The organism is Streptomyces sp. ITFR-21 (assembly GCF_031844685.1).
Lineage (GTDB): Bacteria > Actinomycetota > Actinomycetes > Streptomycetales > Streptomycetaceae > Actinacidiphila.
The window spans coordinates 3,488,555-3,514,321 of the sequence record NZ_CP134605.1; the positions used below are offsets into that span (position 1 = coordinate 3,488,555).

The 25,767-nt window shown below is 72.1% G+C and carries 23 protein-coding genes and 1 pseudogene; 11 read left to right on the forward strand and 13 right to left on the reverse strand.

What is annotated here, in order from left to right; genetic code table 11:
* Positions 1 to 12: 12 nt before the first annotated feature.
* Positions 13 to 507 (reverse strand): LURP-one-related/scramblase family protein, encoded by a 495-nt coding sequence (locus RLT57_RS15270; RefSeq protein WP_311297941.1) that lies wholly within the window; start codon positions 505 to 507, stop codon positions 13 to 15.
* Between the two features lie 39 nt (positions 508 to 546).
* Here RLT57_RS15270 and RLT57_RS15275 point away from each other — a divergent pair, with 39 nt between their 5' ends.
* Complete coding sequence (locus RLT57_RS15275; protein WP_311297942.1) at positions 547 to 2,394, forward strand: NHL domain-containing thioredoxin family protein; 1,848 nt, start codon at positions 547 to 549, stop codon at positions 2,392 to 2,394.
* 134 nt (positions 2,395 to 2,528) lie between these two features.
* Here the strand turns inward: RLT57_RS15275 and RLT57_RS15280 are convergent, their stop codons facing one another.
* The 4 genes from RLT57_RS15280 to RLT57_RS15295 form a co-directional block, all read right to left on the reverse strand.
* Complete coding sequence (locus tag RLT57_RS15280) at positions 2,529 to 2,780, reverse strand: hypothetical protein (RefSeq protein ID WP_311297943.1); 252 nt, start codon at positions 2,778 to 2,780, stop codon at positions 2,529 to 2,531.
* A gap of 278 nt (positions 2,781 to 3,058) precedes the next feature.
* Entirely contained in the window at positions 3,059 to 3,217 is a 159-nt protein-coding gene (locus RLT57_RS15285; protein WP_311297944.1) for a hypothetical protein, read from the reverse strand.
* A gap of 344 nt (positions 3,218 to 3,561) precedes the next feature.
* The gene (locus tag RLT57_RS15290; RefSeq protein WP_311297945.1) at positions 3,562 to 4,866 is read right to left on the reverse strand and encodes a M18 family aminopeptidase; all 1,305 of its coding nucleotides are present in this window, start codon (positions 4,864 to 4,866) and stop codon (positions 3,562 to 3,564) included.
* Positions 4,867 to 4,979: 113 nt separating this feature from the next.
* On the reverse strand, positions 4,980 to 6,806 hold the full coding sequence (locus RLT57_RS15295) for an acyl-CoA dehydrogenase (RefSeq protein ID WP_311300727.1): 1,827 nt from the start codon (positions 6,804 to 6,806) through the stop codon (positions 4,980 to 4,982).
* Positions 6,807 to 6,956: 150 nt separating this feature from the next.
* On the opposite strand from RLT57_RS15295, the gene RLT57_RS15300 reads away from it, so the two are divergent.
* Complete coding sequence (locus RLT57_RS15300) at positions 6,957 to 7,442, forward strand: SseB family protein (RefSeq protein WP_399128724.1); 486 nt, start codon at positions 6,957 to 6,959, stop codon at positions 7,440 to 7,442.
* Between the two features lie 147 nt (positions 7,443 to 7,589).
* On the forward strand, positions 7,590 to 8,552 hold the full coding sequence (locus RLT57_RS15305; RefSeq protein ID WP_311297946.1) for a pirin family protein: 963 nt from the start codon (positions 7,590 to 7,592) through the stop codon (positions 8,550 to 8,552).
* Positions 8,553 to 8,571: 19 nt separating this feature from the next.
* Here the strand turns inward: RLT57_RS15305 and RLT57_RS15310 are convergent, their stop codons facing one another.
* Positions 8,572 to 10,602 carry an ATP-binding SpoIIE family protein phosphatase gene (locus RLT57_RS15310; RefSeq protein WP_311297947.1) on the reverse strand — a complete coding sequence of 677 codons (2,031 nt, stop codon included), beginning with the start codon at positions 10,600 to 10,602 and terminating at the stop codon, positions 8,572 to 8,574.
* Positions 10,603 to 10,736: 134 nt separating this feature from the next.
* On the opposite strand from RLT57_RS15310, the gene aspS reads away from it, so the two are divergent.
* Complete coding sequence (aspS, locus tag RLT57_RS15315; RefSeq protein WP_311297948.1) at positions 10,737 to 12,503, forward strand: aspartate--tRNA ligase; 1,767 nt, start codon at positions 10,737 to 10,739, stop codon at positions 12,501 to 12,503.
* Positions 12,504 to 12,653: 150 nt separating this feature from the next.
* On the opposite strand, the gene metG is transcribed toward aspS, so the two are convergent.
* Positions 12,654 to 14,393: a methionine--tRNA ligase gene (gene metG, locus RLT57_RS15320; protein WP_311297949.1), complete on the reverse strand. Its 1,740-nt coding sequence runs from the start codon at positions 14,391 to 14,393 to the stop codon at positions 12,654 to 12,656.
* Positions 14,394 to 14,649: 256 nt separating this feature from the next.
* On the opposite strand from metG, the gene RLT57_RS15325 reads away from it, so the two are divergent.
* Positions 14,650 to 14,886, forward strand: coding sequence for a DUF397 domain-containing protein (locus RLT57_RS15325; protein ID WP_311297950.1), 237 nt, complete (start codon positions 14,650 to 14,652; stop codon positions 14,884 to 14,886).
* Between the two features lie 165 nt (positions 14,887 to 15,051).
* Here RLT57_RS15325 and RLT57_RS15330 read toward each other — a convergent pair whose 3' ends face one another.
* Positions 15,052 to 15,531 carry an ATP-binding protein gene (locus RLT57_RS15330; RefSeq protein ID WP_311297951.1) on the reverse strand — a complete coding sequence of 160 codons (480 nt, stop codon included), beginning with the start codon at positions 15,529 to 15,531 and terminating at the stop codon, positions 15,052 to 15,054.
* Between the two features lie 180 nt (positions 15,532 to 15,711).
* Here RLT57_RS15330 and RLT57_RS15335 point away from each other — a divergent pair, with 180 nt between their 5' ends.
* A complete protein-coding gene (locus RLT57_RS15335) occupies positions 15,712 to 16,578 on the forward strand; it encodes a helix-turn-helix domain-containing protein (protein WP_311297952.1) in 867 nt (288 codons plus the stop codon).
* Between the two features lie 600 nt (positions 16,579 to 17,178).
* Here RLT57_RS15335 and RLT57_RS15340 read toward each other — a convergent pair.
* Entirely contained in the window at positions 17,179 to 17,610 is a 432-nt protein-coding gene (locus tag RLT57_RS15340; protein WP_399129855.1) for a PPOX class F420-dependent oxidoreductase, read from the reverse strand.
* Positions 17,611 to 17,636: 26 nt separating this feature from the next.
* Entirely contained in the window at positions 17,637 to 17,867 is a 231-nt protein-coding gene (locus tag RLT57_RS15345) for a DUF2277 family protein (RefSeq protein WP_311297954.1), read from the reverse strand.
* A gap of 212 nt (positions 17,868 to 18,079) precedes the next feature.
* Here RLT57_RS15345 and RLT57_RS15350 point away from each other — a divergent pair, with 212 nt between their 5' ends.
* The 3 genes and pseudogenes from RLT57_RS15350 to RLT57_RS15360 form a co-directional block, all read left to right on the forward strand.
* The gene (locus tag RLT57_RS15350) at positions 18,080 to 19,015 is read left to right on the forward strand and encodes a chitosanase (protein WP_311297955.1); all 936 of its coding nucleotides are present in this window, start codon (positions 18,080 to 18,082) and stop codon (positions 19,013 to 19,015) included.
* Positions 19,016 to 19,150: 135 nt separating this feature from the next.
* Positions 19,151 to 19,369, forward strand: coding sequence for an RbsD/FucU domain-containing protein (locus RLT57_RS15355; protein WP_311297956.1), 219 nt, complete (start codon positions 19,151 to 19,153; stop codon positions 19,367 to 19,369).
* A 159-nt stretch (positions 19,370 to 19,528) separates the two neighbouring features.
* Positions 19,529 to 19,639: pseudogene (locus RLT57_RS15360) on the forward strand (RbsD/FucU domain-containing protein); the annotation flags it as partial.
* Positions 19,640 to 19,778: 139 nt separating this feature from the next.
* Here RLT57_RS15360 and RLT57_RS15365 read toward each other — a convergent pair.
* From RLT57_RS15365 to RLT57_RS15375, 3 genes are all read right to left on the reverse strand, one after another.
* Positions 19,779 to 20,228 (reverse strand): calmodulin-binding protein, encoded by a 450-nt coding sequence (locus RLT57_RS15365; RefSeq protein ID WP_311297957.1) that lies wholly within the window; start codon positions 20,226 to 20,228, stop codon positions 19,779 to 19,781.
* Positions 20,229 to 20,594: 366 nt separating this feature from the next.
* Positions 20,595 to 21,341 carry an anti-sigma factor gene (locus RLT57_RS15370; RefSeq protein WP_311297958.1) on the reverse strand — a complete coding sequence of 249 codons (747 nt, stop codon included), beginning with the start codon at positions 21,339 to 21,341 and terminating at the stop codon, positions 20,595 to 20,597.
* Positions 21,338 to 21,925 (reverse strand): sigma-70 family RNA polymerase sigma factor, encoded by a 588-nt coding sequence (locus tag RLT57_RS15375; RefSeq protein WP_399128730.1) that lies wholly within the window; start codon positions 21,923 to 21,925, stop codon positions 21,338 to 21,340. The genes RLT57_RS15370 and RLT57_RS15375 overlap by 4 nt, the downstream gene beginning before the upstream one ends.
* 374 nt (positions 21,926 to 22,299) lie before the next feature.
* On the opposite strand from RLT57_RS15375, the gene RLT57_RS15380 reads away from it, so the two are divergent.
* Together RLT57_RS15380 and RLT57_RS15385 are read left to right on the forward strand one after the other, a co-directional pair.
* On the forward strand, positions 22,300 to 23,073 hold the full coding sequence (locus RLT57_RS15380; protein WP_311297960.1) for a hypothetical protein: 774 nt from the start codon (positions 22,300 to 22,302) through the stop codon (positions 23,071 to 23,073).
* A gap of 318 nt (positions 23,074 to 23,391) precedes the next feature.
* A complete protein-coding gene (locus RLT57_RS15385) occupies positions 23,392 to 25,368 on the forward strand; it encodes an amino acid transporter (RefSeq protein WP_311297961.1) in 1,977 nt (658 codons plus the stop codon).
* Positions 25,369 to 25,767: the final 399 nt, after the last annotated feature.

The following is a 25,767-nucleotide window of genomic DNA, read 5'->3' on the forward strand; positions in this document are numbered from 1 at the left end:
CGGCCGCGCCCGCTACTCCTCTTCGTGCTCCCGTTCCACCAGGCGGTCCACGCACACCGCGATCGCGATCAGCATGCCCGCGTCGGCGTCCTCACGTTGCACGTCGACCGCGTACGCGTCCCGGAGGGTGAACCACTTGCGGGAGATGCGGGCGAGCCGGTCGCCCTCGTACTCGATGTCGTATTCCTTGTCGATGATGTCCCCGCGCACCTCCAGTTCCTCCCCGGAGGCCAGCTCGGCCCGGTAGACGTCGCGGAACAGCGTCAGCCGCTTCTTCCTGACCGTGACCAGCGTGTCGCCGCCGCGCTCGATCAGCATCGTGTCCCGCAGGCTGACCAGCTTCTTGTGGATGACCGCGACCACGGCCCCGCCCGGGTCCTGGAGCTCCAGGGTGTCCCGCAGCCGCATGACCTTGCCGTTTACGTAGAACGCGCGCTCGCCGCGCTCGTCCTCGATCCAGTAGTCGTCGCCGATGGCGAACATCTTCTCCCGCACCACGTATTTCATGGGGAACGCCTACCCCCGGTGATGCGGTTGGATGGGGGCATGACCGCACGTGCACGAGTCCGCGCCCCCGAACTGATCGGCAAGGGCGGCTGGCTGAACACCGGAGACCGCCGGCCCACCCTCGCCGACCTGCGAGGATCCATCGTCATCCTGGACTTCTGGACCTTCTGCTGTGTGAACTGTCTGCATGTACTGGACGAGCTGCGCGAGCTGGAGGAGCGCCACCGCGACACCGTGGTGATCGTCGGCGTGCACTCTCCGAAGTTCGTGCACGAAGCCGAGCACCAGGCGGTCGCGGACGCCGTGGAGCGCTACGGGGTGCACCACCCGGTGCTCGACGACCCCGAGATGGGCACCTGGAAGCAGTACGCGGTGCGGGCCTGGCCGACGCTGGTCGTGATCGACCCCGAGGGGTACGTGGTCGCGCAGCACGCGGGAGAGGGCCACGCGCACGCGCTGGAGAAGCTCGTCACCCGTCTGGAGGAGGAGCACGCCGCCAAGGGCACCCTGCGGCACGGTGACGGCCCCTATGTGCCGCCCGAGCCCGTCGCGACCGACCTCCGCTTCCCCGGCAAGGTGCTGGCCGTCCCGGGCACCGGCCACTACCTGGTCAGCGACTCCACCCGGCACGCGCTGGTGGAGCTGGCCGCCGACGGCGAGAGCGTGGTCCGGCGGATCGGCACCGGTGAGCGCGGCCTGCTGGACGGCGACGCCGCGACCGCGCGGTTCAGCGAGCCGCAGGGCCTGGCCATGCTGCCGGACGGCTCGGTGATCGTGGCCGACACCGTCAACCACGCGCTGCGCCGACTCGACCTGGAGACCGGCCGGGTCACCACGGTGGCCGGCACCGGGAAGCAGTGGTGGCAGGGCTCGCCGAACTCCGGCCCGGCCCGCGAGGTCGCCCTGTCCTCGCCGTGGGACATCGCCTGGTTCGAGGACCGGGTGTGGATCGCGATGGCGGGCGTCCACCAGCTGTGGACGTACGACCCCGCGACCGAACGGGTGGAGGTGGCCGCCGGCACCACCAACGAGGGCCTGGTCGACGGGCACGCGGGCGACGCCTGGTTCGCCCAGCCGTCGGGACTCTCGGCGGCCGGCGGGCGGCTGTGGATCGCCGACTCCGAGACCTCGGCCCTGCGCTGGGCCGAGCAGGCCCCCGACGGCACCGGTTACGTCGTCCGCACCGCCGTCGGCACCGGTCTGTTCGACTTCGGCCACCGCGACGGCCCGGCCGGGCAGGCCCTGCTCCAGCATCCGCTGGGCGTCACCGCGCTGCCGGACGGCTCGGTCGCGGTCAGCGACACGTACAACAACGCGCTGCGGCGCTACGACCCCGCCTCCGGCGAGGTCTCCACGCTGGCCACGGGGCTGCGTGAGCCCTCCGACGCGGCCGTGGTCGAGGGCGACGTCGTGGTCGTGGAGTCGGCCGCCCACCGGCTGACCCGGATGCGGCTGCCCGAGGCGGCGGTACGGGTCGACGCGGTCGCCCACCGTACGCGGCGGGCCGCCACCGACGTGGCCGCCGGGCCGTTTAGGCTGGACGTGGTCTTCTCGGCGCCGCCCGGTCAGAAGCTGGACGAGCGCTACGGGCCCTCGACGCGGCTGCTGGTCAGCGCCACTCCGCCGGAACTCCTGGTGGAGGGCGGCGGCAAGGGGACGGACCTGTACCGCGACCTGGTGCTCGACCCCGCGGTGGCCGAGGGCGTGCTGCACGTCTCGGCGATGGCGGCGTCCTGCGACGAGGACACCTCCGACAACCCGAACCCGTATCCCGCGTGTCACGTCCACCAGCAGGACTGGGGCGTCCCCGTCCGGCTCACCCCGGACGGGGACGCGCGGCTCGCGCTGGTGCTGGCCGGGATGGACACGGCGGTGGCCGCGGGGTGAGGGAGACCGGCCCGGCGGTGGCCGCCGGGCCGGCCCTTCCGCGCGTGCCGGGTACTCCGGCGCGCGGCGCCTCTCGCGGCGCGCGGCGCGCCGCGGCGGCCGGAACGGGCCCTCGGCCCCGGCTCAGTGCCGGTTCAGTACCGGCCGCCGGGGTAGCGGTCGTCGGTGTAGTAGCGCTCCTCGACCACGGGCGGCACGTCGCCGTTCGCGGTCGGGGGCAGCCGGCGCCGCTTGAAGATGCTGACGTAGGCGGCCAGGCCGATCATGCCGACGGCCATCATGATCAGGCCCACCAGGTCGACGTTGACGCCTTTCGCGTGCCAGTCGGTGGCGAACGTGACGATCGCTCCGACCGCAATCAGGATGATGCAGCCTCCGATACCCACAATGCCCGCCTCCGTTGATCGACTTGACTCGATGTGCATGTGGTGTCAATCAGGCGCCTGCCCGCGCTTTTGACGCTCAATCAGCGCGGGCGGGGCATGGATGCGGCGGGGTGGGCGCCGGGCGTGTGCCGGGGGCGGGCGTGTGCCTGCGGCGGGCGCGGGTCGGCGCCGGGCGTGTGCCGACGGCGGGCGCGGGTCGGCAGTGGGCGCGGGTCGGGGCGGGGGCCGCGGGGCGGCGGACGGCTTGTCCCGCGGCGGCCACCGCCGGACCGCTGTGGCTAGTGGTGCTTCTTCGAGCTCTTCGACTTGGAGTGCGAGGTCCCGTGGCCGTGGTGCCCGGTGCCGGAGGAGGTGGAGTGGCACCCGGCCAGGACGAGTACCGCGGCGGCGGTGCCCGCGGCGATGGCGACGGCGGTGCGGTGACGGCGGCTCAGCACGATGGATTCCCCCGGTTGCGACGGTTGGTTGCGGTTGGCGTGACCATGTTGGCGGAGCCGGTTCACGATTTGATGACGGAAAGATCCCGTCCCTTCGACAGTCGGCGGGCGTCAGCCGGCGGTGCCGGTACGGGCGGCGGGCGCGGGCGGGCGCGCGGGCGGGCGCGCGGGCACCCGCGGTCCGACGGAGGTCCCGGTCGCCGGTCCGGTCGGCGTCCCGGCCGGGGTCCGGGATTTTCGGCTGTCACCGGGGGACGGGTCCGCGCGTGAAGTAAGTGAAAGGCGGGGGAGACGCGGGGGCCGAACGGGACCGGACCGGAGGGGACGGGATCGGGCCGCGGTGCTCAGCCCTCGCCCTCGAGGAAGGAACGCAGCGCGGAGGCCAGCATGTGGGGGTCGTCGGCGCCGCACAGTTCACGGGCGGAATGCATGGAAAGGACGGGGACGCCGATGTCGACGGTGGTGATGCCGTGCCGGGCCGCGGTGATGGGCCCGATCGTGGTGCCGCAGGGCATCGCGTTGTTGGAGACGAAGTGCTGGAAGGGGACACCGACCCGCTCGCAGGCGCCGGTGAAGATCGCGCGGCCGGCGCCGTCGGTGGCGTACCGCTGGTTGACGTTGGTCTTGAGGATGGGGCCGCCGTTGGCCCGCGGGTGGTGGGTGGGGTCATGACGCTCGGGGTAGTTGGGGTGCACCGCGTGGCCGACGTCGGAGGAGACGCAGACGGTGCCGGCCAGGGCCCGGACGCTCTCCTCGTAGCCGCCGCCGCGTGCGTGCACCGAGCGTTCGAGGACGCGGCCGAGCAGGGGGCCCTTGGCGCCGGTGTCGGACTCGCTGCCGTTCTCCTCGTGGTCGAAGGCGACCATGACGGGGATGTGCGACAGGTCGCGGTCGTACTCGGTGGCCGCGGTCAGCGCGGCAAGACACGCGTGCACCGAGAGCAGGTTGTCCAGCCGGGGGGAGGCGAGCAGTTCCCGGTCGCGACCGAGGAAGGCGGGCGGCTGCACGTCGTGGGTCATCAGGTCCCAGCCGGCCACGTCCTCGGCGGCGACGCCCGCCTCGGCGGCCATGAAGTCGATCAGGTCGCCGTCCGTCGCGTCGCCGAGGCCCCACAGCGGCTGGAGGTGGCGCTGCTTGTCCAGGGTGAGGCCGTTGTCGGTGACCCCGCGGTCGAGGTGGATGGCGAGTTGGGCCACCCGCAGCAGCGGGCGGTCGACGTTCACCAGCCGGGTGCTGCCGTCGCGCAGCGACAGCCGGCCGGCCAGCCCCAGGTCGCGGTCGAGCCAGCTGTTGACCAGCGGGCCGCCGTAGACCTCCACGGCCACCTGACGCCACCCGGCCGCGCCCATGTCGGGGCGCGGTTTGACCCGCAGGTTCGGGGAGTCGGTGTGGGCGCCGACCACCCGGTACGGGGTCTGCGGCCGGGCGCTCTCCGGCACGAACCAGGCGAGGATCGCGCCGCCGCGCAGCACATACCGGCCGCCGGTCCGCCCGTCCCACGCCGCGGTCTCGCTGACCTGTTGGAACCCGGCCTTCTCCAGCCGGTCGGCCGCGACGGCCACCGCATGGTAGGGAGTGGGGCTGGCCTGCACGAACGAGGCCAGGTCCGCGGTGTGGTCGCGGTCGAACGTACGAGAGTGGTGACTCATACGGCCAGCATAGAAAAGACGGTGTTCCGCCACCTGGATGGTGGCGGAACACCACCGGATCGGTCACCCGGAGTATCAGCGGATGGCGGGTGTGCCGCCAGGGGCGGTCGGGCTCAGAACGCCTCTTCCGGCAGGTCCATCACATCGAGGGCCACGTTCTCCGCGATGGCCCGCTGCACGCCGACGCCCGGCAGGATGTCGGTGGCGAAGAACTTCGCCGCGGCGATCTTGCCGGTGTAGAAGGCCCGGTCCTTGGGGGAGGCGTCCGGCAGCTTGTCGGCGGCCACGCCGGCGCCCCTGAGCAGCAGGTAGGCGATGACCACGTCACCGGAGGCCAGCAGCAGCCGGGTGGTGTTCAGGCCGACCTTGTAGATGGAGCGGACGTCCTGCTCGGTGGCGGCCAGGTCGGTGAGCATGGCGCCGACGATGCCCTCCAAGTCGACCGCGGCCTTGGCGAGCTGGTCGCGGGCGGCGGCCAGCTCCTCGCCGCCGGTCGCCTCGGCGAGGAACTTCTTGATCTCCTCGCTGAGCGCGGTCAGCGCCTGGCCCTGGTCGCGGACGATCTTCCGGAAAAAGAAGTCCTGGCCCTGGATCGCGGTGGTGCCCTCGTACAGGGTGTCGATCTTGGCGTCGCGGATGTACTGCTCGACCGGGTACTCCTGGAGGTATCCGGAGCCGCCGAAGGTCTGCAGGGACTGGGCGAGCTGCTCGTAGGACTTCTCCGAGCCGTAGCCCTTGACGATCGGGAGCAGCAGGTCGTTCAGGCTGTGCAGGTGGGCGGCGTCCTGGCCGGCGGCCTCGGCGACCTGGATCGCGTCCTGGACGGAGGCGGTGTGCAGCACCAGGGCGCGCATGCCCTCGGCGTACGCCTTCTGTGTGAGCAGTGAGCGGCGGACGTCGGGGTGGTGGGTGATGGTGACCTTGGGCGCGGTCTTGTCGGTGAACCGGGCCAGGTCCGGGCCCTGGACGCGGTCTTTGGCGTACTCCAGCGCGTTGAGGTAGCCGGTGGACAGGGTGGCGATGGCCTTGGTGCCGACCATCATCCGGGCGAACTCGATGATCCGGAACATCTGCCGGATGCCGTCGTGCCGGTCGCCGATCAGCCAGCCCTTGGCGGGGTGCTTGTCGCCGAAGGTCAGCTCGCAGGTGTTGGAGGCCTTCAGGCCCATCTTGTGCTCGACGTTGGTGGCGTAGACGCCGTTGCGCTCGCCGAGTTCGCCGGTGGCGGTGTCGAACTCGTACTTGGGCACCATGAACAGCGACAGGCCCTTGGTGCCGGGGCCGGCGCCCTCGGGGCGGGCCAGCACGTAGTGGATGATGTTCTCGGCCAGGTCGTGCTCGCCCGAGGTGATGAAGCGCTTGACGCCCTCGATGTGCCAGCTGCCGTCCTCCTGCCGGACGGCCCTGGTGCGGCCGGCGCCGACGTCGGAGCCGGCGTCGGGCTCGGTGAGCACCATGGTGGAGCCCCACTGCTTCTCCACCGCGAGGGCGGCGATCCGCTGCTGCTCCTCGGTGCCCTCGTCGTAGAGGATGCCGGCGAAGGCGGGGCCGGAGGAGTACATCCAGATCGCGGGGTTGGAGCCGAGCACCAGTTCCGCGTAGGACCAGATCAGGGAGCGCGGCGCGGTGGTGCCGCCGATCTCCTCGGGCAGGCCGAGCCGCCAGTACTCGGCGTCCATGAAAGCACGGTAGCTCTTCTTGAAGGAGGCAGGGACCGGGGCGGCGCCGGTCTCGGGGTCGAAGACCGGCGGGTTGCGGTCGGCGTCGGCGAAGGACGCGGCCAGCTCGTTCTCGGCCAGCCGCGCGAGTTCGCCCAGGATGTCCTTCGCGGTGTCCACGTCCATCTCCGCGAACGGACCCGTGCCGTACAGCTGGTCGCGGCCGAGGACCTCGAAGAGGTTGAACTCGATGTCGCGGAGGTTCGACTTGTAGTGCCCCATGACGACGGCTCCGTATCGCTGCTGCTGTGTCAAGAAGAAGGAGGTGTGCTGGTACGAAATCATGCTACCCGTCGGTAATAAGAAGCAACCCCCGCCGTCCCGATGTGACCGTTACCTCGTTCCGGCCGCCGCCTTCGTTAGGCTGGGCGTGTGTACGGCTACGAGCAGAGTGTGAACGCTGGACCCGGCGGCCCCATGGGTGCCGCACCGATGGGCGGCGGCTATCCCGAGCCGTCGCCCGGTTACCAGGAGCAGGCTCCCGGCTACCCGGAGCCCTCGCCGCCGTCGCTGTCGGACGCGGTGCGGGCCTTCACCACCGGTTCGCTGGCGGCCGAGGACTTCCAGGCCATCTTCACCACGTCCAAGGTCTACTGCCCGCGGGGCGAGAACCCCGGCTTCCTGGCTCTGCACGACACCCGGCAGCCGGTCATCCCGATGTTCAGCACGCTCAAGGAGCTGCGGCGGTACGCGGGCAAGGAGTCCAAGTACTTCGTCATCACCGGTGCCGAGGTGCTGGACCTGCTGCCGACCGGCTACGGCTTCGTGCTCGACATCGACGGCCGCCACCGGATGGTGTTCGACGCGAAGGCCGTCGAGCAGATGATCGATTTCACGATGCGCCGGATGTACGGCTGACCGACGGCCGACGGCTGCCCCGGGAGGCGGCCGATCCGGTCCGGGGTCCGTGGGGGCGCCCGGCGGTGCGTCTCGGTGACGGAATAGTCACGCCTTGCGAGAGGTTAAGCCTTCAACTACATTGGAGCAGTAGCCAAGGAGGCCGTCATGCCCGCCGTGACCGTTGAGAACCCGCTGACCCTGCCGCGGGTGACCGCCGCGCCCGAGGCGCAGCCGCGCCCGGCGCTGTCCGTCACCACCGCGCCCAGCGGTTTCGAGGGGGAGGGCTTCCCGGTCCGCCGCGCCTTCGCCGGGATCGACTACCGGCACCTCGACCCGTTCATCATGATGGACCAGATGGGCGAGGTGGAGTACGCGCCGGGCGAGCCCAAGGGCACCCCCTGGCACCCGCACCGCGGCTTCGAGACCGTCACCTACATCATGGACGGCACCTTCATCCACCAGGACTCGCACGGCGGCGGCGGGGTCATCACCAACGGCGACACCCAGTGGATGACGGCCGGCTCCGGGCTGCTGCACATCGAGACCCCGCCGGAGTCCCTGGTCACCAGCGGCGGCCTGTTCCACGGCCTCCAGCTGTGGGTCAACCTCCCCAAGGCCGACAAGATGATGCCGCCCAAGTACCAGGACATCCGGGCCGGCGGCCTCAGGCTGCTCACCTCCGGCGACGGCGGTGCGCTGATCCGGCTGATCGCCGGCGAGCTGGGGGGTCACCAGGGTCCCGGGGCCACCCACACCCCGATCACCATGGTCCACCTGACGCTGAGTCCCGGCGCCTCCGTCACCATCCCCTGGCGCCCCGACTTCAACGCGCTGGCCTACGGCCTGGCCGGCCGCGGCTTCGCCGGCCCCGGCGTCCGCCCGTTCCGGATGGGCCAGGCGGTCACCTTCGGCAAGGGCGACTCCCTCACCCTGCGGGCCGACGAGACCCAGGAGTCCCGCTCCCCCAACCTCGACGTGGTGCTGCTCGGCGGCCGGCCCATCCGCGAGCCGATGATGCAGTACGGCCCCTTCGTGATGAACACCCACGCCGAACTCGCCCAGGCCTTCGACGACTTCCAGGCCGGCCGGCTCGGCACCATCCCCGCCGACACCGTCCTCGGCCGCTGACCCGCGGCGCGCGCCGGGCTCAGTCCTCGTAGAGCTCGAACCAGATGGACTTGCCGTCGCCGCGCGGGTCGACGCCCCAGGAGTCGGCGAGCTCCTCCATCAGCAGCAGGCCGCGGCCGCTGGAGGCCATCTCGCCCGGGGAGCGGCGGTGCGGCATATCGTCGGAGCGGTCGCCGACCTCGACGTGCAGCCGGCGGGTGCCGGGCACGCCGGTGACCTCGGCGGTGAGCACCGCGTCCCCCTCGGTGTGCACCAGGACGTTGGTGACCATCTCGGAGACCAGCAGCACGGCCGATTCGAGCTGGTCCGCGGAGACCCAGTCGTGCAGCAGGGCGCGGACGTCCTCCCGGGCGCTGCCGATCCGCCCGGGGTCGGACTGCGGGACGGTGAGCACGGTGCGCCGGATCGGCACGGCGCAGGTGGGGCCGTCCGGGTCGCGGCGCAGCAGGACCAGGGCGATGTCGTCCTCGCGGCGATCGGCGAGCGGACCGGTCGTGTGGTACGAGGCCGGGCCGTGCACCGCCCGCAGCAGGGAGTCGGCGAGGGCTTCGAGATCGTCGGCCGGGCCCGCCTCGAAGACGGCGCACAGCCGGTGCCAGCCGGTCTCCAGGTCGTGGCCGCCGGTCTCGATCAGGCCGTCGGTGCACAGCAGCACCACCTCGCCGGGTTCCAGGGTGAGCCGGGTGGTGGGGTAGTCGGAGTCCGGTTCGACGCCCAGCGGCAGGCCGCCGTCGGTGCGGCGGACGATGGTGGTGCCGTCGCCCAGCCGGACGGCCGGCTCCGGGTGCCCGGCGCGGACCACGTCCAGGGCGCCGGTGGCCGGGTCGACCTCCAGGTAGAGGCAGGTCGCGAACCGTACCTCGTCCCGCAGCACCCCCTCCGACAGCCCGGCCAGGAAGCGGGAGGTCCGCGAGAGCACCGCGTCCGGCCGGTGGCCCTCGGCCGCGTAGGCCCGCAGCGCGATCCGCAGCTGGCCCATCAGCCCGGCCGCCTCCACGTCGTGGCCCTGCACGTCGCCGATGACGATCGCGGTGCGGCCGGACGGCAGGCCGATCACGTCGTACCAGTCGCCGCCGACCTGGAGGCCGCCGCCGGTCGGCACATAGCGGGCGGCGACGGCCATGCCCTCGATACCGGGCTCGCGGGCGGGCATCATCTGGCGCTGGAGCCCGTCGGACAGCGCCCGCTCCGACTCGTGCACGTGCGCCCGGGTCAGGGCCTGGACCAGCATCCGGGCCACCGTGGTGAGCACCGAGCGTTCGTCGGCGGTGAACTCGACCGAGTCCCGGAAGGCGGCCATCCACACGCCGATCGTCTTGCCGGCCACCGTCAGCGGCAGGAACGCCCAGGAGGAGCGGCCGAAGACCTTCACCACCGGCCAGGTCTCGGCATAGTTCTCCTGGTACTCCTCGGGCGAGGTCAGGTAGACCGCCCGCCCGGTGCGGATCACCCGGGCCGCCGGGTAGCCGCCCTCGACCGGGAACTCCAGCGGGAAGGTGGGCGGCAGCTTCTGGCCCTGGTGCCCGACCAGGACCAGCCGGTCGCCGTCCCGGCTGAAGACGGCCAGGCCCTCCGGTGAGAATCCGGGCATCGACAAGGTGGCCGCCACCCGCAGCACCTCGGCGGTCGAGTCGGCCTCGGCCAGCGCCCGGCCCGCGTCCAGCAGGAACGCCTCCCGGGAGCGGCGCCAGTCCCGGGCGGCGGCGGAGCCGGGCAGGCCGCGCACCTCGTGCACGGTGCCGTTGAGGATGCGGCCCTGCGGGCGGACCCGGATCAGCACCGTCCGCAGGACCACCCCGTCGCCGTCCACCACCCGCAGCCGGGACTCGGCGACCGCGCCCTCGGAGCGGGCCATCGCCAGGTCGGCGGCGAAGGCCACGTAGTCGGTGGCGTGGAAGCACGCCCGGACGGCCGCGTAGGAGTGCGTGGCGGCCACTCCGGGCAGTCCCAGCAGCCGGGCCGTCCGGGCGTCGGCGGACAGGGTGCCCGTCGACCAGTCCCACTGCCACAGGCCGCAGCCCACGGCGGCAAGGACGTCCTCGGTGCGCATTACCCCAGTTTATGAGCCTTGCAATGATATGGGGCAATGTATACCGATGGGGGAGCGGCCCCGGGCGCCGGTAGGCTGTGCTCGGCCGCTGGCCCGGCCACCCCAACCGAACACCACGGCAGGACGAGAAGCTGATGCACCGGTACCGGTCCCACACCTGCGGCGAGCTACGCGCCACCGACGTCGACCTCGACGTCCGCCTGTCCGGCTGGCTGCACAATCGCCGCGACCTGGGCGGCATCCTCTTTGTCGACCTCCGCGACCACTACGGCTTCACCCAGCTGGTGGTCCGGCCCGGCTCGGCGGTGTACGACCAGCTCAGCGGGCAGTCCAAGGAGTCCGTGGTCCGGGTCGACGGGCGGGTCGTGGCCCGCTCGGCGGAGAACGTCAACCCGGAGCTGCCGACCGGCGGGGTCGAGGTCGAGGTGACCTCGTTGGAGGTGCTGGGCGCCGCCGCCCCGCTGCCCTTCCCGGTCTTCCCCGAGGACAACGCCAACGAGGAGATGCGGCTCACCAACCGCTTCCTGGACCTGCGCCGCCAGCGCATGCACCGCAACATCATGCTGCGCACCCAGGTCATCTCCTTCCTGCGCCGCGAGATGACCGCGCTCGGCTTCAACGAGATGGCCACCCCGATCCTGTCGGCCACCTCCCCCGAGGGCGCCCGCGACTTCCTGGTCCCCTCCCGCGTGCACGCCGGCCGGTTCTACGCGCTGCCGCAGGCCCCGCAGCAGTTCAAGCAGCTGCTGATGATCTCCGGCTTCGACCGCTACTTCCAGATCGCGCCGTGCTTCCGCGACGAGGACTCCCGCGCCGACCGCTCGCCCGGCGAGTTCTACCAGCTCGACGTCGAGATGAGCTTCGTCGAGCAGGAGGACGTGTTCGGCGTCATCGAGAAGGTGATGACCGACCTGTTCACCGAGTTGGGCGGCGGTCGCCCGGTCACCTCGCCGTTCCCGCGGATCCCGTTCCGCGAGTCGATGCTCAAGTACGGCAACGACAAGCCGGACCTGCGCACCACGCTGGAACTCGTCGACGTCTCCGGGGTGTTCGCCGGCTCGGACTTCAAGGCGTTCGCCGGCAAGCACGTGCGGGCGCTGGCGGTGCCGGACACCGGCGACCAGCCGCGCAAGTTCTTCGACTCGCTCGGCGAGTACGCCGTCTCGCTCGGCGCGAAGGGCCTGGCCTGGGTCCGGGTCGGCGACGACCACGCGCTCACCGGCCCGATCGCCAAGTTCCTCACCCCGGACAACGTCACCGCGCTGCTCGCCGCGGTCGGCGCCAAGCCGGGCACCGCGATCTTCTTCGGCGCGGGCGAGTTCGACGAGGTCAGCCGGATCATGGGCCCGGTCCGGGTCGAAGCGGCCCGCCGCACCGGGCAGTTCGAGGAGAACGTGTTCCGCTTCTGCTGGATCGTGGACTTCCCGATGTTCGAGCGCAACGAGGACACCGGCGCGATCGAGTTCTCGCACAACCCGTTCTCCATGCCGCAGGGCGGACTCGAGGCGCTGGAGAGCAAGGACCCGCTGGACATCCTGGCCTGGCAGTACGACATCGTCTGCAACGGCGTCGAGTTGTCCTCCGGCGCCATCCGCAACCACGAACCGGCCGTGATGTACAAGGCGTTCGAGATCGCCGGGTACTCCCGGGAGACCGTACAGGCCGAGTTCGGCGGCATGCTGCGGGCGTTCCAGTACGGCGCGCCGCCGCACGGCGGGATCGCCCCCGGCGTGGACCGGATGGTGATGCTGCTCGCCGACGAGCCCAACATCCGCGAGACGATCGCCTTCCCGCTGAACCAGAACGCCCAGGACCTGCTGATGGGCGCGCCCTCGGAGGTGCCGGAGGCCCGGCTGCGCGAGCTGCACCTTTCGGTGCGCAAGCCCAACCCCAAGAGCTGACCGCGCCGCACCGCGCGTACCGGACACCGGCGGAGCCGCCTTTCGGCTCCGCCGGTGTTCCGCGTTGCCGGGGGGCGGCGGGTTCCCGAGGGCGGCGGCCGGAACCGGCCGGGATCAGCCGGCCCCCCGCCGGCACCGGACCGCCGGTGGCTACCGGTCCGCGTCCGGGTCGCCGCCGAAGCGGGCGATGTAGGAGGCCAGGTCCTCGTCGGTGATCTTGGCGAACAGCACCGGGGGGACGGTGAAGGGCGTGCCGGCGGGGAGGCCGGCGAGGGTGCGGGCCTCGTCCGGGGTGACCCAGGACGCCGTGTCGTCGGGCAGCGCGAAGGCGCCGCGCATGGCGGCGGCCGAGGCCGGGATGACGGGCTCGGAGACGACCGCGTACAGGTGGATGAGGTTCATCGCGGTGCGCAGCGTCAGGGCGGCGCCCTCGGGGTCGGTCTTGATCTCCAGCCAGGGGGCCTTCTCCTCCAGGTAGGAGTTGCCCGCGCTCCACAGCGCCCGCAGCGCCTGGGCGGCCTTGCGGAACCGGAGGGCCTCCAGGTGGCCCTCGTACTCCGCGAGCAGCCCGGCGATCTGCTCGCCGAGCTTCACCTCGACCGCGCCGGGGGCGGCCCCGGCAGGCACCTCGTCGCCGAACCGCTTGCGGGAGAAGGACAGCACGCGGTTGACGAAGTTGCCGAGCGTGTCCGCGAGGTCCTTGTTCACCGAGGACGCGAACAGCTCCCAGGTGAAGGAGGTGTCGTCGGACTCGGGCGCGTTGGCGACCAGGAAGTAGCGCCAGTAGTCGGCCGGCAGCAGCTCCAGCGCCGCGTCGGTGAAGACGCCCCGCCGCTGGGAGGTGGAGAACTTGCCGCCGTAGTAGTTCAGCCAGTTGAAGGCCTTGACGTAGTCGACCATCTTCCACGGCTGCCGGGTGCCGAGCTGGGTCGCCGGGAACATCACCGTGTGGAAGGGGACGTTGTCCTTGGCCATGAACTCCGTGTACCGGACGCCGTTCTCACCGCCGTCCGCGTCGTACCACCACGACCGCCAGTCCCGCTCCCGGCCCTGCGGCGCCGCGTCAGACCACTCCTTGGTGGAACCGATGTACTCGATCGGGGCGTCGAACCAGACGTAGAAGACCTTCCCCGCGGCGGCCAGCTCCGGCCAGGTGTCCGCGGGGACGGGGACGCCCCATTCGAGGTCCCGGGTGATCGCCCGGTCCTGAAGGCCCTCGGTGAGCCACTTGCGGGCGATCGAGGACGCCAGGGTCGGCCAGTCGGCGCTGTTGGCGTCGATCCACGCCTCGACCTCGCCGGCCAGCTTCGACTGGAGGAGGAAGAGGTGCTTGGTGTCCCGCACCTCCAGCGCGCTGCTCCCGCTGATCGCCGAGCGGGCGTCGATCAGGTCGGTGGGGTCCAGTACCCGGGTGCAGTTCTCGCACTGGTCGCCGCGCGCCTTGTCGTAGCCGCAGTGCGGGCAGGTGCCGACGATGTAGCGGTCGGGCAGGAAGCGCTCGTCGGCCAGCGAGTACACCTGGCGGATGGCCCGCTCCTCGATGAACCCGTTCTCGTACAGCCGGCGGGCGAAGTCCTGGGTGATGTCCGCGTTCTGCGGGGAGGAGCTGCGGCCGAAGTGGTCGAAGGACAGCGCGAATCCCTCGTAGACGGCCCGCTGCGCGTCGTGGGCCTGGGCGCAGAACACGTCGACGGGCAGCCCGGCTTCCTTGGCGGCCAGTTCGGCCGGGGTGCCGTGCTCGTCGGTGGCGCAGATGTAGAGCACGTCATGGCCGCGCTGCCGCAGATACCGGGAGTAGACGTCGGCCGGGAGCATGGACCCCACCAAGTTGCCCAGGTGCTTGATCCCGTTGATATAGGGCAGGGCAGAGGTGATGAGGTGACGAGCCATTGCAGGCTGCTCCCAATTCGTTGCGCGGAGTGAGTAATCCAGCTACGGACTGTCAATATCGTATCCGACCGTACGGGTGTATACGCCGCCCCTTTTCGACCTGCGGTTACGCCGTGAGCGCCCGGCGGCCGACCGCCGACAGCAGCCCAGATGTTCACCGACGGTGACTGCACGTGCACATGCACGTGCAGATGCACGTGCGCGGATTACGAGTTATCATCTCCGGTACCAGACAAGGCACTTATGGGAGTGACTGATGCGCCGGACGCACAATGGAATGGCCGCAGAAGACCTTACGGGAGTCGTCTGGCAGAAGAGCCGGCACAGCAATGCCAATGGCACCTGCGTCGAGTTCGCGGCGCTGCCCGACGGTGAGGTCGCGGTGCGCAATTCGCGCTTCCCGGACGGGCCGGCGCTCATATACAGCCGGGCGGAGATCGAGTCGATGATCATCGGCGTCAAGGCCGGTGAATTCGACCACCTCATGCCGTGAAAGGCTTGTGAAAGGCCCCCCGAAGGGCCCTAAGGGATTAAAACCACCGCTGCGCACCCCCGTGCGTCTTCGTGTGTCCGTCGGCCGGCGCGCCCTCCGCCGTTCCTGCGCGTCCAGGGCCTGACGTGTGGATTTCCGTGGCGTCGCGGGGTGGAGCGGCGGGCCTTAGCGGCGCGGTCCGCCCGGCGCCAGGAAAAGCGCCCAGACGACCTTTCCCGCGCCGCTCAGCGGGTGCCAGCCCCAGTTCTCGCTGAACGAGTCCACCAGGTGCAGGCCACGGCCGGTCTCCGCGACGAAGTCCGGGTCCTTGGCGATCGGCGCCGCCGAACTCGGGTCGCGCACCGCGCACACCACCCGGGAGGTCCAGCGGACCAGGCTGAGTCGGACCGGAGCCCCGGTCGCACCGACCGGGACCGCGTACCGCAGCGCGTTGGTGACCAGCTCAGAGGCTACCAGTTCCATGGAGTCCCGCAGGGCGGACAGATCCCACCGCTGGAGGGTCGAGCGCGTGAAACGACGGGCCTCGCGGACCGATTCGAGGTGGGCGCCCAGCTCACAGGTGGCGCCGTTGGCCGCGGCGAGTCGCTCAGGTGCGAGCACACCCTGCCATAACGGCTCCAGCACGGCCACGGCCTCTGTCCTCATGCTAGCCCCCGAGGTATCTCCACGGTCCCCATGCTCATGGATCAGTACCCGGAGATGCAAGAGCGTCTGCACGTGCATCTGCAAGGAATGATGCACGTGACGATGGAGAGTGACTGAATGGGTACTGCGTGCTGCGCATTAGTGGCAGACTGCTGATGAACCAAGGGCGGAGCGTGACTTATGAGCGCAGGGCAGCCGGGAGGCGGGTCCATCGTGCGACGCATGCTGCTCGGGGCGCAGCTGAGGCGGCTGCGCGAGTCCCGTGGCATCACCAGGGAGGACGCGGGCTACTCGATCCGCGCGTCCGAGTCGAAGATCAGCCGGATGGAGCTGGGCAGAGTCAGCTTCAAGGAGCGCGACGTCGCCGACCTGCTGACGCTATACGGGGTCACGGAGGGCGGCGAGCGGCTCGCCATGCTCGGTCTGGTCCGCGAGGCCAACGCGGCCGGCTGGTGGCACGGCTACGGCGAGGTGATGCCCACCTGGTTCCAGACCTACGTCGGCCTGGAGGAGTCCGCGGCGCTCATCCGCACGTTCGAGGTCCAGTTCGTGCACGGCCTGCTGCAGACCGAGGACTACATAAGGTCGGTGATTCGGCTCGGTCACCCCGAGGCCGCGGGCCCGTGGGTGGAAAGACGAGTCGGCCTACGCCTGGAACGGCAGAAGCTCCTCGTATCGGAGCGGGCACCCCACTTCGTCGCGGTGATGGACGAGGGCGCGCTGCGCCGCCCGTTCGGCGGCCGCGAGGTGATGCGCGACCAGATCCGGCACATCCTGGAGGCGGCCGAGGCGCCCAACGTCAGCGTGCGCATCCTGCCGTTCGCCACCGGCGGACACGCGGCGGGCGGCGGTCCGTTCACGCTGCTCAGCTTCCCGGAGTCGGACCTGCCCGATCTGGTCTACCTGGAGCAGCTGACCGGGGCGCTGTACATCGACAAGCACGACGAGGTGGTGGAGTACACCAAGGCGATGAACGCGCTGGACAAGGTGGCGCTGTCGCCGGCCGAGTCGCTGGAGTGGCTGGCCACCTGCCGCGGCGAGCTGTGAACTTCCCCGTCCCCCGTCCGTACCGGGGAGGTTCCGGAAGGCCGGCAGCCGTTCGCGGGTGATCCGTGGACGTGCGGTGACAATTCCGGGTGCCGGACCGGGACGCCGGGACCCGAAGCAGTGTACCGACCCCGTGCGGGACCCCGTGGGCGAAGGGGAAAACGGCGGAAAGGCCGTCACGGTCGTCACGCTTCTCACCTTCTCCGCCACTCGAATTCCGGCCGGCCGCCATGGTATAACCGGCCGCCCTGATGTGACGGGAGTCATACATTCCGGCCGGAAGTGCGAGGCAAAGGCCGGGGTTTCGCCGTCTGCGCGCGAGCCCGGACCGAAGGCCGGGAAACCGGCGCTCGCCGGCGCGGGACCGAGCGCGGCCGTAAGCGACGGGTGACCGCGGGAGTCCCGGCACCCGCGGTGCCGGAGGCCGGCGGCGCCGGGGCGCCTGTCCCGAGCCCGACACGCATACCGGCACCTGCGACGCGTCCGAGCTCAGCGGGAACCGTCCCGCGGCCGCTGCCCGTCACCGCGCCGCGACTCCCGCCGCGCCGTCACCGCGGCCACCGCCCGTCACCGCGCCGCCGCCGGACCCGGGGGCCGTCGCTACTCCGCCAGCCGCGCCCACGCGGTGACCTTGTCGATCCGCCCGCGGACCAGGTACTCGCCCGGGACCGCGTTGCGGGCACCGAACTCCGCGCCCCGGCCCTCGCCCATGTAGCGGGCACCGATCCTGGTGGCCCACTTCTCCAGCTCGACCAGGTCCTCGCTCAGCTCCGCGATGCACTCCAGCAGCACGAAGGAGTAGGGCGCCTCCTGGTCGTCCACGCACAGCGCGAAGTGCGGGTCGCGGCGCAGCGCGCGGCCCTTGACGGAGTCGCGCCCGGTGTTCACGACGACCTGGACGTCGTCCGGGTCGGCGTCGTCCAGGACGAACCAGACGGGCGTCACGTGCGGGCGCCCGTCCTTGCGCTGGACGGCGAGCTTTCCGGTGCGGGTGCCGACGGACGCGAAAGTACGCCACTGGGCGGCGGTCATGTGCTCCATGACCGCCAGGCTAGGCGTCAGCCGGCCTTCGCCGCCGGACCCGCGCCGCGTACCTCCGACCCGTCCGGCAAAGTGGCGGTCGCGGCGGCCACCGCGGCCACCGCGGCGTCGAACACCTCCTGGTTGTGGGCGGCCGGTGCCCGAAACCCGGAGATCTTCCGCACGTACCGGAGCGCGGCGGCCCGGACGTCCTCGTCGTGGGCCTCGGGCGTCATCGGCGCCCTGAGCGTCCTGATGCTTCGGCACATACCCCCCCGCGTCGTCGCTCCGGGCGCCCGGCGGGCGGGTTTTCGTGGGCCTATCCCCGCCCCGCCCCACCCGTTTCCGCCCGCCTCCCGGGCTCCGCACGTTCCCCCGCGCCGGCCCCTTGGCGCGCGGGCCCGGTGGTGCTTCAATACTCCGCATTGGTTAGGAAGCTTTCCTAACCAGGTGGTTGAGTTTCCCCTGAACGGAGACGCACATGCAGCCTTCCCCCCACACGCCCCCGGCCGGCCCGGCCGCCTCCCCCGCTGGAGCCGGCCCGCGCCGGCGCCCCCGCGCCACCCGGCGGATCGCCCTCGTCACCGCCGCCGGAGTGCTGGCGGCGGGCGGCGCGTCGCTCGCGCTGGCCGCCCCGGGCAGCGCGGCGACCGTCACCGCCGGCACGCACGCCGCCGCCGCGAAGCCGAACGCCACCGGCACCGGACTGGCCGACCCGCACAAGAAGGAGATCGCGATGGAGCTGGTCAGCTCCGCCGAGAACTCCTCGCTGGACTGGAAGGCCCAGTACAAGTACATCGAGGACATCGGCGACGGCCGCGGCTACACCGCGGGCATCATCGGCTTCTGTTCCGGCACCGGTGACATGCTCGAACTCGTCCAGCACTACAAGGACCTCAAGCCGGGCAACGTCCTCGCCAAGTACATCCCGGCGCTCCAGCAGGTCAACGGCACCGACTCGCACTCGGGCCTGGGCAGCGCCTTCGTCAGCGACTGGAAGACCGCCGCCAAGGACACCGTCTTCCAGACCGCGCAGAACGACGAGCGCGACAGCGTGTACTTCAACCCGTCGGTCAGCCAGGCCAAGTCGGACGGCCTGGGCACCCTCGGCCAGTTCATCTACTACGACGCCATCGTGATGCACGGCCCCGGCAACGACCCGGTGAGCTTCGGCGGCATCCGCAAGACCGCCGTCAAGAAGGCCAAACCGCCGGCCCAGGGCGGCAACGAGACCACGTACCTCAACGCCTTCCTCGACGCCCGCAAGGCGGCGATGAAGACCGAGGACGCGCACGACGACACCAGCCGGGTGGACACCGAGCAGCGGGTCTTCCTCAAGGCGGGCAACCTCAACCTCGACCCGCCGCTGAAGTGGAAGACCTACGGGGACTCGTACCAGATCCTGACCCTGCCGTAACCGGGGCGGCCGTGCGGACGGGGCCCCAACCACGGCTTTACGCGGACGACGTCCGGTCTCCACGCTTCGGTGACCGGTGGAGATCGGATGTCTCGCGGTCCGTAGGACCCACCGAACGGACAAGGGCCTCCGCCAATGCTGCGCTACCGGCTGACCCATCCGACGATTCTGGCCGCGCTGGCGTCGGCGGGCCACTGCTCCCGGGTATCGATCAGCGATGGCCACTACCCGCACACCACCGGCGCCCATTCGGCCGCCGAGCGGGTCTATCTGAACCTCGAACCCGGCCGGCTGCTCGTCACCGAGGTTCTGGACGGGCTGGCCGACGCCACCAGGTGGAGGCGGCGGCTGTGATGCGCCCGCCGGCAAGACTCCCCGAGCCCGCCGTCTTCGCGGCGTTCCGCGCCGCCATCCCCGCCCTCACTCTCGACGGGCTGGACCGCTTCGCCTTCTACGCTTCGCCTTCTACGCTTCGCCTTCTACGCTTCGCCTTCTACGCTTCGCCTTCTACGCTTCGCCTTCTACGAGGCCGCCCGCGGCCCCGCCACCGCGCTCGTCATCGCCACCGGCGACCGGCGCACCTACGCCAACCTGCTGCTGACCGTGGGCGTGCGCGAGGACTGAGCCGGGCCCGGGAGGCCGACGGCCACCGCGCCGACCGGCTGTCGGCGCGAGGGAAGAGGGCCGCCGGCCGGCGGGTGCCGGCGCCCGGGGGGTGAACTCCCGCGTGCTCACTACGGGGCGCCGGCGGCGTACGGACGGGTCAGGAGGGGTGGATCTCCCTGATCAGCCGTCCGGTCCACGGGCACCAGTACAGACCCGGCAGGAAGGCGCCGCCGGCCTCGTCCAGGTGGCCCTCGACGTAAGGGGCCGTCGCGTCGCACACCTCGATGGCGAGGTCGGCGAAGGTGACCGTCGCGGGGTCGTAGTGGAAGCTCCACTGCGGGTTGTAGAAGGCGGGCCGCTTGACGATCCGGCCGATGACGATCTTGTGCAGGCCCTCGTCGACGATCTCGCGGGCTTCGGTGATCTCGGCGTGGCCGGTGAGCTGGACGGTGAACTCCGAGCCCGTGACGTCACGCATGACGAAGTAGGCGGGGGCGGCGGTGGCCGCGGCGGGGCCCGGGGTGGCCGCGCCCGCTGACTCGGTGGCGGTACAGGCGAGCAGGGCGACCGCCGCGAGGGCGCCGAGCTTGCTGAGGATGCGTCGCATCGCGTGGGCTCCGGGGGATCGGATGTGGGCGGAGGGTGACCGCCACGACGGGCGTCACCACGGAGAGTAGTGGAACGCGTACGGAGAGCGGAAGGTGGTCCGGTCAGGTCGCAACGTTCGGGTGAAACAGGGGTTGCGGGACTCGACGGCGGGTAACACACCGTCACCGGTAATCGGGCGGCGCGGTGGCGGCACCGGGCGGGATCCACCGGGTGCCCGCACGGTGGCCGCTGTCCCCGCTGTCGCACCGCCCACCTCCGCACCGCCGGTCGGCGTGCCCGTGTCACCACCGGACCGCCGCCGTCCACTGTCCGCCGCCTGCCCGCCTGCCCGCCTGCCCGCCTGCCCGCCTGCCCGCCGGAGCGGTCAGAGGGGGACGACGGCCAGCGGCGTGCCCGTGGGAGTGGCGGAGCCGCCGTGGGGTTCGACGGTGACTCCGACGGCTTCGGCGCCCGCCGGGCCGCCGGTGAGCAGCAGCGCGGCGGACGGATCGGCGGGGTCCAGCAGGCCCGCCGGGACCATCGTCGCGTCCCGGCTGTACCAGAGCTCGTAGACCCGGGAGCCGGGCAGCTTCGGCAGACCGTGGAAGAGGACCGCCGTCCGGCCGAGCCGGACCGAAAACACCACCGTCGCGGTGCCGCCGCCGGTCAGCGCCCGGGTGTGGAAGGCGGCGTCCGGCGCGGCGGCCACCGCGCCCACCGCCCGCGACCCGGCTTCGGCCGCGGCGGTCCGGCCGCGCTGCGCGGCCGCGTCGTGCCGGGCGTCCACGGCCACGCCGGCGGCGACCGCGGCGACCGCCAGACAGGCCGCGGCGGCCAGGTACGGCAGCCGCGGCCGCCACCGCCGGTCCCCGGCCGCGGCCGGGCGCCGCCGGGTCCGCGGCGGCAGCTGCCGGACGTCCGGCAGCGCCGCCAGCACCCGGACGCGCAGTCCGGCCGGCGGCACCTCGGCGACCGCGAGCGCCAGGCGGGCCGCGGTCTCCCGCAGTTCCCGCACTTCCCGGGCGCACGCCTCGCAGCGGGCGACATGGCGCTCGAAGTCCGCCGCCTCGCCCGCGGGCAGCGCGCCGACCGCGTAGGCGCCGGTGAGCGTGTGCAGGTCGGCGACGGTCATGAGGCCACTCCCAGGCAGTCGCGCAGCCGGATCAGGCCGTCCCGCAGCCTGGTCTTGACGGTGCCCAGGGCCACGCCGAGCACCTCGGCGGTCTCCTGGTAGGTGTAGCCGCGGTAGTAGGCCAGCGTCACCGACTCGTGCTGCAACCCGGTGAGGCGCTCCAGGCAGCGGCGTACCTGCTCGCGCTCCAGCCGCCGTTCGACCTGCTCGGTCACCTCGTCGAAGGCCGGGCTGTGGTCGCGCAGGCCCGCTTTGTGCTCCCGGTCGGCGGACGCCTGGGCTGACCGCACCCGGTCGACCGCCCTGCGGTGGGCCATCGTCATGATCCAGGCCATGGCGCTGCCCTGCGCGGCGTCGAACCTGGCCGCGTGCCGCCACACCTCGATCAGTACCTCCTGTGCGACCTCCTCCGACTGCGCGGGGTCGCGTACCACCCGGCGCACCAGGCCGAGTACGGACCCGGCGACCGCGGTGTAGAGGCTCTCGAAGGCGTCCTGGTCGCCCAGGGAGACCCGTTCGAGCAGCGACTCCAGCGCCCCGGGGCGGGGTGCCGGGGCCGGGCTCCTGTGCGCTGTCACGCGCATCGACACCTCCGGGCGGTCACGCGGTCGACGGACTCCGACGCCGACCTGCGTATCGGCGTCGAGGGGCGTTCGGAGCCGCGCGACGTCCGGATGGGTGGCGACCGGCAACCGGTCGGATTGTCCCCCGGCCGGCCCCGGCCCCGGCCTCGGCCCCGGCCCCGGCCTCGGCCCCGGCCCCGGCCGTGGCCGCGGGCGCCGCCGCCCCCGCCCCGCCGTGTGCCCGTTCCCGCCCGCGCCCCGGTCTGCCGTGTGCCCCGCCCGCCGCCCTCGCAGGAGGCTCGCCCCCGGACCGCCGCGGGGTGAACGTCCCGGCCCGGACGCCGGGACGGGGGCCGGGTCTTGACGGCACAGCTTCATCGGCCATACTGCCCCGCGTGGAGCAGCGCATAGGTTCGACCAGCCCGCCGGTGCCACCCGCAGGGATCGATCCTGCGTTCATCCCCGGCCTCACGCCCCCGGTTCCGGCCGAGGGGCCCAGCACGGACGCCGCCGCGCCGGCGGACGTTCCGCCCGAGGACACCGCGGCCACCCCGGTGGCGGCGCCCGCCGCGCCGGCCGCGGCCCCGGCCCGCCCCGCGGACTCCCCGGTGCGGGACACGGACGACCGGGACGCCGCCGACGACGGGGCCGACGGCGACGAAGGGGACGAAGGGGACGAAGGGGACGCCGCCGAGCCGGCGGACGACGGCCTGCCCGTCTTCGAGGCCACCGACCGGCGCGGCGCGATCGTCGCCGACCGCGAGGGCGTCACCTTCCGCCTGGACGACCAGGAAGCGGAGTTCGGCTGGGACGAGATCGGCGCGGTCGAGATCGACACGCCCCGGTTCGGCCGCCGCTTCTCCGTCACCGTCTACACCTCCGCCCGCCGCTGGTTCCAGTCCGACGTGGAGGCGCCCTCGCGGAGCGTCCTCAAGCAGTGGACGGCCGAACTCGACGCGGTGCTCGACGCGCGTTTCGAGGACGGCGACGAGACGGAGGCCGAGGAGGCCGCGGAGGCCGTAGAGGGCGCGGCGCAGACCGGTTCCGACGACACCGCGTCAGCCGGAGCCGAAGCCGCCGCCGAAGAGGACGCGGCGACCGACGACGGCGCCGGGTCCGGGACCGCGGGCGGGAAGGACACCGCCGCCGGAGCCGGGACGAAGGGCTGAGGCGACACCGCTCCCGGCCCTCGTACCGCACCCGCCCGCACCACCCACCCGACCCCTCCGCACCCGATCCGGGGGCAGGCGCGACACGCGCCTGCCCCCGGATCGTGTCCGGGCTCCGCCGACAGGGTGAACGCCCGTCGCCCGCCGGGTGGCGGCGCGGCTCACGCGTCAAGAAACCGCTAGGGATGCGGCAGTCGCCGGGACCCGCGTGCATACGCTTGCCTACGCCCGCTCGCGCCGTTGTGTCGTGACGCCGGCGCGGGACCGCCCACCCCCTCCCGGCAGCCGCCCCGGCCGCCGTACGACAGGAGCCCGATCTTGGCCACCACCGCCCCGACCGGCGGCCTTCGGGCCTGGCTGCTGGAGGGACTGTCCGACATCGCCAAGAACCAGCCGCGGCAGGGCGGGGAGGAGCCCGGCGGGCCCGAGCGGCGCCGGGCCGCCGAGCCCACCGGGCACCAGGGGCAGCGCTGGTGGCGGGTGATGTGCCTGACCGGTGTGGACTACTTCTCCACCCTCGGCTACCAGCCGGGCATCGCCGCGCTCGCCGCCGGGCTGCTCTCGCCGATCGCCACCGTCGTCCTCCTGATCGTGACGCTGGCCGGCGCGCTGCCGGTCTACCGGCGGGTCGCGGAGGACAGCCCGCACGGCGAGGGCTCGATCGCGATGCTGGAGCGGCTGCTGTCCCTCTGGAAGGGCAAGCTGTTCGTGCTGGCGCTGCTGGGCTTCGCGGCGACCGACTTCCTGATCACCATCACCTTGTCGGCGGCCGACGCCTCCACCCACCTGGCGGAGAACCCGCACTTCGCGGGTGCCCTGCACAGCCACCAGCTGCTGATCACGCTGCTGCTGGTGGCGCTGCTCGGCGCGGTGTTCCTCAAGGGCTTCCTGGAGGCCGTCGGGGTCGCGGTGGTGCTGGTGGCCCTCTATCTGGCGCTGAACGTCGTGGTGGTCGGCGACGGGCTGTGGCACGTACTGACCGCCCCGGAGCTGGTGACGGACTGGCGGCAGGGGCTGACCGCCGAGCGCGGCAACGTCTTCGTGATGATCGGGGTGTCCCTGCTGATCTTCCCGAAGCTGGCGCTGGGCATGTCCGGCTTCGAGACCGGGGTCGCGGTCATGCCGCACGTCAAGGGCGACCCGGACGACACCGAGGAGAGCCCGGCCGGCCGGATCCGGGGCACCAAGAAGCTGCTGACCACGGCCGCGCTGATCATGAGCGTGTTCCTGATCACGACCAGTTTCATCACCACCGTGCTGATCCCGACGTCGGAGTTCCAGGTCGGCGGCCAGGCCAACGGGCGGGCGCTGGCGTTCCTGGCGCACCGGGAACTGGGCTCCGCCTTCGGCACGGTCTACGACTTCTCCACCATCGCGATCCTCTGGTTCGCCGGCGCCTCCGCGATGGCCGGCCTGCTCAACCTGATGCCGCGGTACCTGCCGCGGTACGGGATGGCGCCGCACTGGGCGCGCGCGGTACGGCCGATGGTGCTGGTGTTCACGCTGGTCGCGTTCCTGGTGACGTGGATCTTCGACGCGAGCGTCGACAGGCAGGGCGGCGCGTACGCCACCGGTGTGCTGGTGCTGATGAGCTCGGCGGCCGTCGCGGTCACCATCGCGGCCCGCCGGCTGCGCCAGCGCAAGTCGACGGTCGGCTTCGGGATCATCGCGGTGGTGTTCGCGTACACCACGGTGGTCAACGTCGTGGAGCGCCCGGACGGGGTCAAGATCGGCGCCTGCTTCATCGGCGGCATCGTGCTGGTGTCGCTGCTGTCCCGGCTGGCCCGCTCGTACGAGCTGCGGGTGACCGGCGTGGAGCTGGACGACATGGCGGCCCGGTTCGTGCGGGACATCGCCAGCCGCCGGATCCGCTTCATCGCCAACGAACCGGACCGGCGGGACGTGGCCGAGTACCGCGACAAGGCGCACCAGATCAGGGCCGACAACGACATCCCGCCCGAGGACGACCTGATCTTCGTCGAGGTGACCGTCCTGGACGCCTCCGAGTTCGAGTCGGCGGTCCACGTCCGCGGCCAGGTGCTGCACGACCGCTACCGGGTCCTGGCGCTGGAGAGCACCTCGGTGCCCAACGCGCTGGCCGCGTTCCTGCTGCACGTGCGGGACACCACCGGCGGCAGGCCGAACATCTACTTCGAGTGGACCGAGGGCAGTCCGTTCGCCAACTTCTTCCGCTTCTTCCTCTTCGGCCACGGCGAGGTCGCCCCGGTCACCCGCGAGGTGCTGCGCGAGGCCGAACCGGACCCGGCCCGCCGCCCCCGGGTGCACGTGGGATAGCGACCGCCGCCCGCGGCCGGGGAGCCGCCTCACCGCGACTGCCAGCGCTTGGCGTTGCGGCTGCCGGGCGGGTTGGTGTGCGGCAGCTCGTCCATTAGCGCGACCTCGGGGCGGCACGTTGACGCGCCGTTGTCAGGACCCGGACCGCGCGGCGCGCTCCCCGCGCGGCGCGTCAGGGGACGCCGCCGCGGTGTCAAGCGGCCGTCAGGGGCCCCCGCGGGCGGCTCCGCGGCGGGCATCGTCGACCGCGGCGCCACGGGCCCCCGTCCCGCGGCGGGTACCACCGGCCGCGGCCACCGGCGCCCGCCGGCCCGCACACCCCCACAGGAGAACGCCCATGCCACCGAGTCGGCCGGCGCCGGACCAGGAGTCCCTCGGCCCGGCCCGGCCGGACACCGC

Bases quoted from the DNA above. Each gene is read 5' to 3' on its own strand.
- RLT57_RS15270 (WP_311297941.1), bottom strand. From the start codon at position 507: ATGAAATACGTGGTGCGGGAGAAGATGTTCGCCATCGGCGACGACTAC.
- RLT57_RS15275 (WP_311297942.1), top strand. From the start codon at position 547: ATGACCGCACGTGCACGAGTCCGCGCCCCCGAACTGATCGGCAAGGGC.
- RLT57_RS15290 (WP_311297945.1), bottom strand. From the start codon at position 4,866: ATGAGTCACCACTCTCGTACGTTCGACCGCGACCACACCGCGGACCTG.
- RLT57_RS15295 (WP_311300727.1), bottom strand. From the start codon at position 6,806: ATGGGGCACTACAAGTCGAACCTCCGCGACATCGAGTTCAACCTCTTC.
- RLT57_RS15305 (WP_311297946.1), top strand. From the start codon at position 7,590: ATGCCCGCCGTGACCGTTGAGAACCCGCTGACCCTGCCGCGGGTGACC.
- RLT57_RS15310 (WP_311297947.1), bottom strand. From the start codon at position 10,602: ATGCGCACCGAGGACGTCCTTGCCGCCGTGGGCTGCGGCCTGTGGCAG.
- aspS (WP_311297948.1), top strand. From the start codon at position 10,737: ATGCACCGGTACCGGTCCCACACCTGCGGCGAGCTACGCGCCACCGAC.
- metG (WP_311297949.1), bottom strand. From the start codon at position 14,393: ATGGCTCGTCACCTCATCACCTCTGCCCTGCCCTATATCAACGGGATC.
- RLT57_RS15325 (WP_311297950.1), top strand. From the start codon at position 14,650: ATGCGCCGGACGCACAATGGAATGGCCGCAGAAGACCTTACGGGAGTC.
- RLT57_RS15330 (WP_311297951.1), bottom strand. From the start codon at position 15,531: ATGAGGACAGAGGCCGTGGCCGTGCTGGAGCCGTTATGGCAGGGTGTG.
- RLT57_RS15335 (WP_311297952.1), top strand. From the start codon at position 15,712: ATGAGCGCAGGGCAGCCGGGAGGCGGGTCCATCGTGCGACGCATGCTG.
- RLT57_RS15340 (WP_399129855.1), bottom strand. From the start codon at position 17,610: ATGACCGCCGCCCAGTGGCGTACTTTCGCGTCCGTCGGCACCCGCACC.
- RLT57_RS15345 (WP_311297954.1), bottom strand. From the start codon at position 17,867: ATGTGCCGAAGCATCAGGACGCTCAGGGCGCCGATGACGCCCGAGGCC.
- RLT57_RS15350 (WP_311297955.1), top strand. From the start codon at position 18,080: ATGCAGCCTTCCCCCCACACGCCCCCGGCCGGCCCGGCCGCCTCCCCC.
- RLT57_RS15355 (WP_311297956.1), top strand. From the start codon at position 19,151: ATGCTGCGCTACCGGCTGACCCATCCGACGATTCTGGCCGCGCTGGCG.
- RLT57_RS15365 (WP_311297957.1), bottom strand. From the start codon at position 20,228: ATGCGACGCATCCTCAGCAAGCTCGGCGCCCTCGCGGCGGTCGCCCTG.
- RLT57_RS15370 (WP_311297958.1), bottom strand. From the start codon at position 21,341: ATGACCGTCGCCGACCTGCACACGCTCACCGGCGCCTACGCGGTCGGC.
- RLT57_RS15375 (WP_399128730.1), bottom strand. From the start codon at position 21,925: ATGCGCGTGACAGCGCACAGGAGCCCGGCCCCGGCACCCCGCCCCGGG.